Raw genomic sequence first — 13,149 nt, 5'->3', positions numbered from 1 at the left:
TTTATAAAGGAATTTTGTAATGCATCTTAAACCTACCCTATTAACACTTAGCCTTGCCTTGGTTTTGAGCGCTTGTTCAAATGATTCTGGCTCAAACCAAGCAAGCACAGCAGCTGCAAAAACCAATCAGCAAGGCATTACCATCAATAATGCCAGCGAACCTGAAACGCTAGACCCACATCAAGCCAAAGGCGTCCAAGAAGCCAACATCATTCGCCAGTTCTCCGAAGGCTTGGTGAGCACGGACAATGATGGCAATATCGTTCCTGGCATCGCAACCAAGTGGTCTTCTGAAGATAATAAAGTTTGGATTTTTGAGCTGCGTGATGCCAACTGGTCAAATGGCGATCCTGTGACCGCGCACGATTTTGTGTATAGCTTTCAAAGATTGGTGGATCCAGCCACAGGCTCTTCATATGCCAGCTACCTTGATGACGCCAAAGTGCTCAATGCTCAAGCGATCATTGATGGCAATATGAAGCCTGAGACCCTGGGTATACAGGCTTTGGATGATAAGACCTTACAAATCACCCTATCTGAACCCGTCCCTTATTTGGCAGATATGATGATTCATTCCGCCGTACAGCCTGTTCACAAAGCGACGGTGGAAGCCTTTGGAGATAAGTGGACAGCCCCTGAAAATATCGTGGTCAATGGACCATTTAAGCCAGTTCAGTGGATCGTCAATGAAAAAATCGTCCTTGAGCCAAACCCAAATTATTATAACGCTCAAATGGTGACATTGCCCCAATTGACCATTTTACCCATTTCACAAGCCACGACCGATGTCATGCGCTATGAAGCTGGCGAGATTGATATCACCGCCAGTGAGCTACCGCCTGAACAGTTTGACGCTCTTAAAAACAAACTGGGCGATGAGCTAAAGACCGCACCAACCTTGTGCACATATTATTATGATCTTAATCACAGTAAAGCACCTTTTGATAATCCTAAGGTGCGTCAAGCGCTGTCATTGGCGATGGACAGAGAAGTCATCAGTGAACAAGTCATGGGGCAAGGTCAAATCGCCGCTTATCAATTCACTCCAACCGCCATCAAAGGCAGCGTCAATTATACGCCTCAATGGAAGGCTTGGGATAAAGCCAAACGCCTTGAAACTGCCAAAGCACTACTGGCAGAAGCAGGCTATGATCAGTCCAATCCGCTAAACTTTGACTTATTATATGACACCAACGAAAGCCACAAGAAAATCGCCGTGGCTGCCAGCAGCTTATGGAAAGAATCACTCGGCGTAGTGAATGTCAATTTGGTCAATCAAGAGTGGAAAACTTACCTAGACAGTCGCCGTAATGGTGATTATCAAATGGCTAGAGCGCGCTGGTGCGGTGATTATAATGAAGCTTCGACTTTCTTAAATTTGCTTAAATCAACCAACACCAATAACTGGTCTCGCTATAACAATCCTGAATACGACCAAGTCATGCTACAAACGCTTGCTTCAGGCATCAGCGACAGCGAGCGCACCAAGCTGTATGAAAAAGCCGAACAAATCGCTGATCGCGACCATGCGCACATCGACATTTTTTATTATGCCAATGTCCGCTTGGTTAAGCCACATGTGGCAAATTACTCCAATAAAGATCCCTTGGATCAGTGGCACGCCAAATATTGGTCGGTCAAATAACCTGATGACATCTGATGGCAGGCGCGGTTTGGCGTCTGTCATTTACTTTCAAAAATCAGGGGGTTTTGGCTTGTTAAAAATCAGCCAAACCGCCTTTGACTTGATTTTTAAGAATTCAAAACAGTATAATACCTTCCTTTTTGCATAATTTCAGGGAAGCTTTTTGCCACCGCAAATTAAAAGGTCATTTTTTATGTTTAAACTCATCTTACGGCGTACTTTAGAAGCCATTCCAACGCTGCTTTTTTTGATTACCATTTCCTTTTTTATGATGCGCCTGGCGCCGGGTAGTCCTTTTACAGGTGAGCGCAACCTGCCACCTGCTGTGATGGCAAATATCGAAGCCAAATACAATCTTAATGATCCGCTGTGGCTGCAATATTTAAATTATCTAAAGCAGCTACTGCATGGCGATTTTGGACCTTCTTTTAAATATAAAGACCATACCATCAATGAGCTATTGGCTCAGCAGCTGCCAATCTCTGTCGAGATCGGTTTGTATGCGTTTATCATTGCGGTGGTATTTGGGGTGTTATTTGGTATCCTTGCGGCACTCAAACAAAACAGCTGGATCGATTATACCCTGATGACCTTTGCGATGGCAGGGGTTGCCATTCCTAGCTTTGTCAAAGCACCACTGATGGTTTTGATTTTTGCGGTGACGCTCAAATGGTTTCCTGCAGGCGGCTGGAACGATGGCGCGTTCATGAACCTTGTGCTGCCCGTCACGGCGCTGTCTTTAAGCTACATTGCCAGTATTGCGCGTATCACCCGTGGATCGATGATTGAGACCATGAATTCACCATTTATTCGTACTGCGCGCGCCAAGGGATTGCCGCTGCATTATATCGTCACCAAACACGCGCTGCGTCCTGCGATGCTGCCTGTGATTTCTTATCTTGGTCCTGCATTTGTAGGCATTATTACAGGCTCGATCATCATTGAGATGATTTTTGGCTTGCCTGGTATTGGTCAATTATTTGTCAATGGCGCACTCAATCGCGACTACAGCTTGGTGCTGAGTTTGACAATTTTGGTAGGAACTTTGACCATTTTATTTAATGCCATCGTTGATATTTTATACGCCGTCATCGATCCAAAAATTAAGTACTAAGTAAGGGATTTTTATGTCAAATCAAATGCAAACGGCAGCCATGCCGACGACGATCAAAGAAGTCAAAGGACGCAGTTTATGGCAAGATGCATGGCGACGCTTTTCACACAATAAAGCTGCCTTGATCAGCGGCTTTGTTCTGCTACTGATCACGCTATTTGTGATCATCGTGCCGATGGTCATCCCTTATGGCTATGCCGATACCGACTGGGCAAATATGGCAGCAGCACCTTCCATCGAAACCAAGCATTATTTTGGTACTGATAATTTGGGTCGTGATTTATTGGTGCGTGTGGCGGTCGGCGGTCGCATCTCGCTGATGGTGGGGATTGCTGGCGCACTTGTGGCGGTACTGTTTGGGACAATTTATGGTGCCATCTCAGGCTATGTCGGCGGTAAGGTTGATATGCTGATGATGCGCTTTGTGGAAGTCTTGAACGCCTTTCCGTTTATGTTCTTTGTGATCTTATTGGTGACCTTATTTGGGCGCAACATCATTTTTATCTTTGTGGCGATTGGCTTGGTGTCTTGGCTTGATATTGCGCGTATCGTCCGCGGTCAGACCCTTAGCCTAAAAAACAAAGAATTTATCGAAGCGGCTCATGTTGGCGGCGTGTCAGGCTGGAAAATTGTGACTCGTCACATCGTCCCCAATGTCTTGGGTGTCGTGGTGGTCTATGCGTCTTTATTGGTGCCTGGCATGATTATGTTTGAATCTTTCCTAAGCTTTTTGGGCTTGGGCGTTCAGGAACCGATGACCAGTTGGGGTGCACTACTTCAAGAAGGCGCTCAAACCATGCAGGTGTCACCTTGGCAGCTGATCGTGCCTTCGGTATTTTTGGTGATTACGCTGTTTTGTTTTAACTTTATCGGTGATGGTCTGCGCGATGCGCTGGATCCAAAAGATCGCTAATTTATGGATAAATTTAAGGTACACGCCTACCTTAGGAGAATTATATGGCATTATTAAAAGTTAATGATTTAAAAGTAAAATTTGCCACCGAAGAAGGCTTGGTCACCGCCGTCAATGGACTTAATTTTAATTTAAATCAAGGCGAAACCCTGGGGATCGTCGGTGAGTCTGGCTCTGGCAAATCCCAAACCGCTTTTTCCATCTTGGGACTGCTTGCCAAAAATGGTCATGCTGAAGGCTCTATCAAGTTTCGTGATAAAGAGCTGGTGGGATTATCCCAAAAAGAATTCAATAAAATTCGCGCCAACGAAATCGCCATCATCTTCCAAGATCCGATGACAAGTCTCAATCCGTTCATGAAAGTTGGCGATCAGCTGGCAGAAGTACTCATCTTGCACAAGGGCATGAGTAAAAAAGAAGCTTGGGAAGAATCCATTCGGATGCTAGACGCCGTCAAAATCCCAGAAGCTCGTAAGCGCATCGGCATGTATCCACACGAGTTTTCAGGCGGTATGCGTCAGCGTGTCATGATTGCGATGGCGCTGTTGTGCCGTCCTAAGCTTTTGATCGCCGATGAGCCTACCACCGCACTGGATGTGACGGTTCAAGCTCAGATTATGGCGCTATTAAATGAGCTTAAGCGCGATTTTGAGACCACCATCATTATGATCACCCACGATTTGGGGGTCGTTGCGGGTACCTGTGATCGCATTTTGGTGATGTACGCTGGCCGCACGATGGCGTATGGTAAAACCGAAGAGATTTTTTATAATCCAACGCATCCTTACACCATTGGACTGTTAGGCGCCATTCCGCGCTTAGATGGTCATTCCGAGCGCTTGACCACCATCCCTGGCAATCCCCCAAATTTATTAAATCTGCCTGCTGGCTGTCCATTTGTTGAGCGCTGTGAATACGCGATGGACATCTGCCGCACGACACCGCCAGAGCTAAAATTCCTACCCAATGAGCGTCAGCGCGCCTGCCATTGGCAACATCCCAACTTACCTGCCGGAGAATAATGCATGAGTACCCCATTATTACAAGTTCGCGATGTACAAACGCATTTTAATATCCATAAAAAAGGCGCGTTTTTTTGGCAAAAGCCTGCCACGCTTAAGGCGGTCAGCGGCGTATCATTTGATCTGAATGCTGGCGAGACCTTGGGCATCGTGGGTGAGTCAGGCTGCGGAAAATCTACTTTGGCGCGCACGATCATTGGACTTGTCAAAGCCAAATCAGGCAGCATACGCTTTAATGAAGAAGAGCTGGTTGGCATCTCTGAAAAAGCTTGGAAAACCAAACGCCAAGAAATTCAGATGATCTTCCAAGATCCGCTGGCTTCTTTGAACCCCAGAATGACCGTCGGCGACATCATCGCTGAGCCACTGCGCACACACCACCCCGAGCTCAAAAAAGACGAAGTTCAGGCGCGCGTGCGTGAGATGATGTCCAAAGTCGGTTTATTACCCAACTTAATCAACCGCTATCCACATGAGTTTTCGGGCGGTCAATGTCAGCGTATCGGGATTGCACGCGCACTGATACTGCGTCCTAAGCTGATCATCTGTGATGAGCCTGTATCGGCGCTTGATGTCTCCATCCAAGCCCAAGTCATCAACTTACTCCAAGAAGTCCAAAAAGAGATGGGGCTTGCGCTGATTTTCATTGCGCATGATCTTTCGGTTGTCAAACACATCTCTGACAGAGTGCTTGTCATGTACTTAGGTCATACTGTTGAGCTAGGGACTGATCAAGCTGTGTATGATAAACCCACCCATCCATACACCCAAGCTTTGATGAGCGCAGTGCCACTGCCTGATCCAGAAGCCGAGCGCAATAAAGAAATTCAGCTGCTGCCAGGCGATCTGCCAAGCCCCATCAATCCGCCGTCAGGATGTGTGTTTCGTACGCGTTGCCCAAAAGCCACCGACGCATGCGCTCAGACCGAACCTGTGCTAAGCGGACGTGATGATCATCAAGTCGCCTGCTTATACGCTGAAGTTTGATCCCGTCGCCTCGAGATGCTAATTTCGAGGCGATTTTTGATGAGTCATGTTTCACCATTTATCGCTCAAAATCAAAGCCGACCCATCCTTGCAAAATCTGCCGCCGCCCCCATGTTTATATCACTTTTATTCGGTGCACAGATTATGACTCACATTTTTGATACACTCACAGCAGCAGAAAAACCCACTTTCAAAGATCATTTGACCGACAAACTGCACGAACTAAACCTCCCCTCAGACACAGTAGAGGCATTTTATGATGCTCGAAATCTGCCTTGTCCGATGCCCTTATTAAAAGCCAAAGTGACACTGCGTCATGTCACCGATAATCAAGCACTATATTTAATCGCTACCGACCAAAACTCTCAAAAAGACTTAGTGACATATTGCAACAAAAACGCTCTGATTGCCCATACTTGGCACAGTCATGACTTGACCAATGAGATGCCCATCTATCACTTTATCATTATCAAGCCTACAAATTAAAATTAATATGAAACTGATTTAATATGAAAAGATTTTATCAAAATCAGCATAAAAATTAAGGTTAGCCAAATTTTACAGATTGTAAAATTTATGTGATTAAAAGATTGGATACTAGCTAATTTTTGGAAAATTGCCTACAATGGTATCAAGATTTTGAGAATATTATATAGAGACAAAATGGCAACCAAACGCACCCAAGATAATGATGATTATGATCACAACCATGAAGGCTATGATGACGCATATGATGATGAGTTTGATGAGGATTTGATTGAATCGTTAGACGGCTTTCATGAGATTGATGATGAAGAGTACGCTGAAATCATCGATGATATGGATGATGACGATATCGACAAACCCAAAGCTTCTGCCACACCCAAAGCTCACAGTACACCATCTGGCACAGATACCATTGCGACGCGTAATCTAGTACCAGCCATGCCAACCCATTTGGCAGCACCTGGGGTGAATTTGGGTGCTTATATAAATACTGTGCATCAAATTCCTATTTTAACACCCGAAGAAGAGCGTGCCTTGGCTGAGCGTTATTATCATGACGGTGATGTTGAAGCCGCTCGCCTGCTTGTGATGAGCCACTTAAGATTTGTCATTCATATTGCACGCAGTTATTCAGGATACGGATTATCCCAAGCTGACTTGATCCAAGAAGGCAATCTTGGCTTAATGAAAGCCGTCAAACGCTTTGATCCTAATAAAGGGGTGCGTTTGGTCAGTTTTGCGGTACATTGGATTAAGGCGGAGATTCATGAATTTGTCATCAAAAATTGGCGTATTGTGAAAGTTGCTACCACCAAAGCACATCGTAAATTATTTTTTAATTTACGCAGCCTAAAAAAATCCTCCAATCAGCTGACTTTAGATGAAGCAACTGCCATCGCCAATGATTTAAATGTGACCGTCAAGCAAGTTTTGGAGATGGAATCACGCTTGACCAGTTATGATGCATCTTTTGAGGCGCAAGATTCAGATGATGATGAAGGACGCTATGCCCCTCAGCTGTTTTTGGAAGATGCGGTCAATCCTGCTGATGTTGTCGAGGAGGCAGATTGGGAAGAAAATACCACAACCGCACTCAAAGATGCGATGGAAACCCTAGATGAACGCTCTCGTGATATCATCACGCAGCGATGGCTGGCTGACCAAAAATCCACACTGCATGAGCTTGCGGCAACTTATAATATTTCTGCTGAACGAGTTCGCCAAATTGAAAAAAATGCCATGAATAAAATCAAAGAAGCCATTACGCTTGATCGTATGATTATAGATGAATAAAAGGTTTTATTTGGCTCATTTGTTGTATTATTATTTGTTGTATTGTTCTTAATAATCACCATAAAATAGAAGGCTTTATGACTGTTAAAATCAATTGGCTGTTCGTGGCGGCACTGAATCTTGCCATAGGTGTCGCCTTTGGGGCATTTGGTGCACATGGACTTAAGCACATTGCCGATGAGTATGCGTTACAGATTTGGCAAACCGCAACGCTGTATTTGTTTATTCATGCGTTGGGCTTATTGGTCATTGGTGTTTTACAGCATATTGGGCGGTATCGCTCTGCTTTGGCTGGCGTATTACTGCAAATGGGTATTGTGATATTTTCAGGCACGCTGTATAGCATGGCACTCGGTGCACCTCGTTGGCTTGGGGCAATCACACCTATCGGTGGTGGCTTACTGATCATCGGTTGGCTTGTGTTTGCCTTACAAATCGCCAAAACGACTCGCTTGGCTTAACCCAATTTAATCAAAAATTTAAATTATGAAACAAGTAACTTTAAACGGACAACCGACCCAATCGGATCATTCAACGGTATTTGAATTGCTAAACGCCTACGGTCTGACCCAAGGGCGATTTGCGGTGGAAATTGATGGGACGCTCGTACCAAAATCACGCTTGACGCTCACAGAGCTAAAAGATGGTATGAGTATCGAAGTTGTGCAAGCCGTTGGCGGTGGCTGATACACGCTGTATTGATGCCAAATTTCATCTTCACCAATCTAATCCAAAGCACCCAAAAAAATACCCAATGATGATCAAATGCCTGTTAGTGATCGTCATTGGGTATTGTTAATATCGCACAACCTACCCAATTTTGCAAGTATTTTTATGATGATCTTGTACAAATCCATCTAAATTACCTTGACAATCCAAACAAATATCGATAGGTTAATCCAAAATCATCTAAAAAATCAAGGAAATGTCATGACCATTCGCATTGCTACCATTCAGCTAAATAGCCAAACTGACATTGACGCCAACCTAGATATTATCAATAATGCCATCAGCGAAGCTGCCCATCACGGTGCTAAGTTCATCACATTACCCGAAAATGCTTGCGTCATGGGTCGGCAGACTGAGCTTGCTGATCGCTTTGATGAAATTTGCCAATTTTATCAATCACTTGCCAAGACATACGGCGTTCATCTATTGGCAGGTACGCTACCTTGCCCGACTCGTCCTGATGGCAGCGATGTGCCTTGCGATCTTGTCAGACAAGTCAGCCTACTGATTGATGACCAAGGCAATATCAAGGCACGCTATGATAAAATTCATCTGTTTCGAGCGACCGTTGATGACAGCACAGGCAGCTATGATGAAGGCAAAACCTTTGAGCATGGCGACAAGTTGGTGTGTCAGCCATGCGTCATTGATGGGCAGGTAGTGAATGTTGGCATGATGATTTGCTTTGATGTCAGATTCCCTGCCCTTGCTCAGAGACTAAGGCAAATGGGGGCAGATATTATTACTGTGCCAGCGGCTTTTACGCATCGCACAGGCGAGGCGCACTGGCAGATGCTCCTGCAGGCGCGCGCTTTGGATAGCCAGTGTCTGATCGTCGGCTCAGCCCAAGGTGGCACCCATCAGATCGGTAGTCGCACACGCGAGACTTGGGGTCACTCCATGATTGTGGATGCGCATGGTCAAATCATGGCAGACAGTGGCAGCACTGATGTCGCAGGCGGCGGATATTGTATTGTTTATGCTGAGTATGATGCCGATCACCAAGCCAAAATCCGCGCTAGCATGCCGATTTTTGATTGTCATCGCTTGGCGTAGTACGCCTGCTAGCAGCTCACTTTAGGATGCTTTGGTGAGTTAGTCCGCCCAGGCCATTTTGAGTACCGAGGCGACCACCCACGGTGTCACCAGCACCGTAATGATACTGCCTGCCGCCAATAATGCCAATGTCGGCAAGCCATTTAACCCTGTGGCATATAAATCCACTGCACCAGTGGCAAATATCAGCACAGGCAGCTGCATCGGTAGCGCAATCAATGGCACAAGGACCGCGCCATTTTTAAGTGTCAAAGTCAAACTACTGGCGATGGCAGATAAACCAAGCAAAATCGGAGAACCTGCAAGTATCGAAACCATCAAGATGCCCGCTTCGCCAAACGGCATCTCAAACAGCACAATCACCAATAAGGATAAGACCGCTACCACGCCTGCACTAAAGAGCCAATGCACCAAAAGCCGCGCCAAAACCCAAATGGTCAAGGGCGCCTTGGCGACCACCATCTGTGCCAAGGTGCCATTATCAAATTCACTGCGGAATAAATCATCCACGCCAATCACCAAGGCAAGCAAGGCAGCAATCCACACCGCCGACGGTGCCAATCTGAGCAAAAGCTGTGGCTCATTACCAATCGCCAATGGAAATAGCGTAATGATCAATAAAAACAGCACCAGAGGATACAGCCACTGAACTGCACCTTGGCGTTTGATTTGCCACTCGCGGGCAATCATGGTCAAAAAAGAATGAGTCATCATAACGCAAATTCCGCCAAATTCAGCTGCCGATTTGCAGCTTTTGTCGTCTGATGACTGGTCATCAGCACCGCCCCGCCCGCCTTTGCAAATGCCAAAATACGCGCCTCAAGCCCCTGAACCATCGTAGTATCCAGCGCCGTCAGCGGCTCATCAAGCAGCCAAAATGGCGCTTCATTTGGTGTCAAGACAAACAAGCGAGCCAATCCCACTCGGCGCATCTGACCTGCCGACAGCTGAACGCTTGAGACATCTTGCAGCCCCTCAAGCCCCACTTGCCATAGCGCCTCATCAATCAGGTCATCATCTGCATCCACACCATACAATGACAGCAAAAAACGCAAATTTTGTGCTACGGTCAGCGCCGTACTGATGCCAAGCTGATGCGAGACATATACCATGCTGCCAGTACATAGACAGGTGCCATTAACAATGGGTAATAGCCCTGCTATCTGAGACATGAGCGTCGTTTTACCCAAGCCGTTTTCGCCGATCAAATGGCATACATCGCCCGCCTCTAAGGTCAGTTGCACCCCTTGGCATAGCACAAAATCACCGCGCTGTACATCCAGCGCCTCAATCCTAAGGATCGGCTTATGATCAGTCTGATAAGGTAAAGTCGCTATGGTCATGGTATGGTCAGGGTTAATCATGAAAATTGTGATCCGCTGAATGTCGCTGCATAAGGCTAAACCTAAATTTTACCATAACCACACCAAATAAAGCTATGCCAAGCCGATACGATCGCCAAGTATTAAGTAGCACCGTCCCCCACCGACTCATAAATACACACAAGCGCACTGTAAATTTATGGTACAATAAACTTTCATACATCTTGGAGCTTATCATGCGCCTAAAAACCTCATTAATCTTGGTTTTGGCTATTGTGACTGTTGGCGTGAGCGCTTGTGCGACCACCGCATTACAATCCGCTCAAACCCCGCAAACTGTCGATCATGTGCGCCTTGATGATTATTTGGGCACGTGGTATGAAATTGGGCGCTTGCCAATGAGCTTTCAAAATAAATGTACGCACAATGTCACTGCCAATTATACTCTCAAAGACAATGGCAAAATCAAGGTCTTAAACACTTGCCAAACTAAAGATGGACAAATGTCAGCAGATGGCGAAGCCTACCCCATCGATGATACCAATGCCAAGCTTAAGGTCAGTTTTTTACCAAGCTTTCTCAAAAAACTGCCAATCGGTCAAGCTGACTATTGGGTGCTGGCTACTACAGAAGATGCCCAAAACTACACGTCTGCCTTGGTCGGTACGCCTGATCGCAAATATCTATGGGTGCTGTCACGCACGCCAAGCCTTGATGAGCGCATTTATCAAAACTATCTGGATATCGCGCGCCAAAATGGCTATGATTTGAGTGCATTTAGCAAAACGCCTCAAAAATAAGCCAAAGTGACATTTATACCAACTCTCAGTTTGATTAATGGTAATGATGTTCTCCCTTAAAGACTGACAATCTACCGATCGCCATCCGAAGATCGGTATCTTTGGTTTGATAGCTTGATTGGCTTTTATTAAAATTTAAACCGAGTTAGTCCAAACTATCACACTGCCAAAAAGTTTGTTATGCTATCTATGATAGCCCTTCAAATTTTGCTTATTGACCAACTTGCTGAACGCGATGAAATTATTAAAAAAATTAAAATCTTTACTCAAGGCATCAGATACCGAAGTCTCAAAAAAGCACACTCAGCCCATCGCCGAGCCCGAATCAGAAGTAAGCCAGCAGCCCATCACCGATCGTCTCATGCAGTATTTAGAGCGCCATAGCTGGCACTATGAAGCACGCTCAAGCGATAGTTCGATAACGCCACAAGTTCATCATCTGATCGTATTATTTAGCGATACTGAACACCATTGGACCTGCGTGTTTCGGATTAATGAAAAAAGCCAACTTGTTTCTATCTTTGGCATCTTACCTGAGGTGGTGCCGCACAGCCATTTTGCGATGATGCTGATGGCGATCGCGACAGCAAATCTATCCATCCCATTTGGCAGCATTGAACTTGACCCAACCGATGGCGAGGTGCGCACCAAAGTCAGCCTAGATGCTGAATTTACGCCACTGAGCGATAAGGCTTTGGGCGTACATTTGCAAGGCGTGGCAAGCCTAACTGAACTTGCCCAAAGGCTGTATGATGATGTGCTGTATGAAGACGATCCCAGCCCCATCGCTACCGATTACCTGCAGCACCCTACCGATGCTCATACCAAAGACCTTTTAGATCAATACTTTGAGCCAACCGATCAATATCAGTGATAGATTTGATTATATTTTTGCATTTTGGTTAAACCATGCTAAAAATTGCTTATTCGCCCCTGTTTTGCCATGCCGTCCCAGACAGTCACCGCTTTCCCATGGCAAAATACGACCTCATCCCCAAAAAACTGCTTACCGATGGCATCATCACGCAAGATAATTTATTTCATCCCGAGCTGTTATCAGAACAAGAGATTCTAAGCACGCACACCGCTGATTATTGGCACAAATTAAAAACAGGCACGCTCACGGACAAAGAGATTCGCAAAATCGGTCTGCCCATGTCCGCCAGTCTTATCAAGCGAGAACGCTATATTACGCACGCCACTTACGAATGTGCCTTATACGCCAAAGAATATGGCATATCATTGTCGGTGTCAGGTGGCACGCACCATGCTTTTGCTGATCATGGCGAGGGCTTTTGTGTGTTTAATGACATTTGTATTGCCAGTCATCTACTCTTAAATCGCAAAGAAGCTCAGCGGATTTTGATTGTGGATTTGGATGTGCATCAAGGCAATGGCAATGCGTCCATCATGGCAAATCATCCTTGTGTCTTTGTGTTTAGTATGCACGGCAAAAAGAATTATCCGTTTTATAAACCCCCATCTGACCTAGACATAGAGCTCGATGACGGCACAGGTGATGAGGCATATTTGACGATACTGGGTGAGGCTTTGCCCAAGATTATCCGTGAGTTTGACCCTGACATGCTATTTTATCAAGCAGGCGTGGATGTGCTGGCGACGGATAAACTGGGTAAATTATCGCTTAGCATGGCAGGTTGCTATGAGCGAGATAAGCTGGTACTCACCACCGCACACAAGGCGGGCATCCCTGTCGCTGTTGTCATGGGTGGGGGCTATTCACCTGACATTGAGACGGTGGTGGCGGCTCATTGTGGGGTG

Annotated in this window: 14 protein-coding genes and 1 pseudogene; 13 read left to right on the top strand and 2 right to left on the bottom strand. The window is 45.8% G+C overall.

The window, feature by feature from the left end:
* Positions 1–19 precede the first annotated feature (19 nt).
* The 10 genes from AO382_RS08440 (at position 20) to AO382_RS08395 (ending at position 9,245) form a co-directional block, all read left to right on the top strand.
* Positions 20–1,645: an ABC transporter substrate-binding protein gene (locus tag AO382_RS08440; RefSeq protein WP_064620139.1), complete on the top strand. Its 1,626-nt coding sequence runs from the start codon at positions 20–22 to the stop codon at positions 1,643–1,645.
* A 193-nt stretch (positions 1,646–1,838) separates the two neighbouring features.
* Positions 1,839–2,759, top strand: coding sequence for an oligopeptide ABC transporter permease OppB (gene oppB, locus AO382_RS08435; protein WP_049236371.1), 921 nt, complete (start codon positions 1,839–1,841; stop codon positions 2,757–2,759).
* Between the two features lie 13 nt (positions 2,760–2,772).
* Positions 2,773–3,672, top strand: a complete 900-nt coding sequence (gene oppC / locus AO382_RS08430) for an oligopeptide ABC transporter permease OppC (RefSeq protein WP_064620136.1) — start codon at positions 2,773–2,775, stop codon at positions 3,670–3,672.
* Positions 3,673–3,716: 44 nt separating this feature from the next.
* Positions 3,717–4,694, top strand: a complete 978-nt coding sequence (oppD, locus tag AO382_RS08425) for an oligopeptide ABC transporter ATP-binding protein OppD (protein ID WP_064620133.1) — start codon at positions 3,717–3,719, stop codon at positions 4,692–4,694.
* A gap of 3 nt (positions 4,695–4,697) precedes the next feature.
* Positions 4,698–5,681 (top strand): murein tripeptide/oligopeptide ABC transporter ATP binding protein OppF, encoded by a 984-nt coding sequence (oppF, locus tag AO382_RS08420; protein ID WP_064620130.1) that lies wholly within the window; start codon positions 4,698–4,700, stop codon positions 5,679–5,681.
* A 39-nt stretch (positions 5,682–5,720) separates the two neighbouring features.
* The gene (locus AO382_RS08415) at positions 5,721–6,167 is read left to right on the top strand and encodes a sulfurtransferase TusA family protein (RefSeq protein WP_227513668.1); all 447 of its coding nucleotides are present in this window, start codon (positions 5,721–5,723) and stop codon (positions 6,165–6,167) included.
* 438 nt (positions 6,168–6,605) lie between these two features.
* Positions 6,606–7,460: an RNA polymerase sigma factor RpoH gene (gene rpoH, locus AO382_RS08410; RefSeq protein WP_196758370.1), complete on the top strand. Its 855-nt coding sequence runs from the start codon at positions 6,606–6,608 to the stop codon at positions 7,458–7,460.
* A gap of 77 nt (positions 7,461–7,537) precedes the next feature.
* Entirely contained in the window at positions 7,538–7,921 is a 384-nt protein-coding gene (locus AO382_RS08405) for a DUF423 domain-containing protein (RefSeq protein ID WP_064606735.1), read from the top strand.
* 25 nt (positions 7,922–7,946) lie between these two features.
* Complete coding sequence (gene thiS, locus AO382_RS08400) at positions 7,947–8,147, top strand: sulfur carrier protein ThiS (RefSeq protein ID WP_064620123.1); 201 nt, start codon at positions 7,947–7,949, stop codon at positions 8,145–8,147.
* A 243-nt stretch (positions 8,148–8,390) separates the two neighbouring features.
* A complete protein-coding gene (locus AO382_RS08395; protein WP_064620121.1) occupies positions 8,391–9,245 on the top strand; it encodes a carbon-nitrogen hydrolase family protein in 855 nt (284 codons plus the stop codon).
* Positions 9,246–9,284: 39 nt separating this feature from the next.
* Here the strand turns inward: AO382_RS08395 and AO382_RS08390 are convergent, their stop codons facing one another.
* Positions 9,285–9,959 carry a heme exporter protein CcmB gene (locus tag AO382_RS08390; RefSeq protein ID WP_064620118.1) on the bottom strand — a complete coding sequence of 225 codons (675 nt, stop codon included), beginning with the start codon at positions 9,957–9,959 and terminating at the stop codon, positions 9,285–9,287.
* Positions 9,956–10,739: pseudogene (gene ccmA, locus AO382_RS08385) on the bottom strand (heme ABC exporter ATP-binding protein CcmA). Before ccmA ends, AO382_RS08390 begins: the two are co-directional and overlap by 4 nt.
* Before the next feature lie 64 nt (positions 10,740–10,803).
* On the opposite strand from ccmA, the gene AO382_RS08380 reads away from it, so the two are divergent.
* From AO382_RS08380 to AO382_RS08370, 3 genes are all read left to right on the top strand, one after another.
* A complete protein-coding gene (locus tag AO382_RS08380; RefSeq protein WP_064620115.1) occupies positions 10,804–11,367 on the top strand; it encodes a lipocalin family protein in 564 nt (187 codons plus the stop codon).
* A gap of 235 nt (positions 11,368–11,602) precedes the next feature.
* Entirely contained in the window at positions 11,603–12,241 is a 639-nt protein-coding gene (locus tag AO382_RS08375; protein WP_064620111.1) for a hypothetical protein, read from the top strand.
* A gap of 35 nt (positions 12,242–12,276) precedes the next feature.
* A partial coding sequence (locus AO382_RS08370; protein WP_064620109.1) for a histone deacetylase occupies positions 12,277–13,149 on the top strand: 873 nt, incomplete at its 3' end.

It is taken from the genome of Moraxella catarrhalis (assembly GCF_001656295.1).
Lineage (GTDB): Bacteria > Pseudomonadota > Gammaproteobacteria > Pseudomonadales > Moraxellaceae > Moraxella > Moraxella veridica.
Note: the sequence above shows the minus strand (reverse complement) of the source record. Positions and strands in the feature narration are given on the sequence as shown.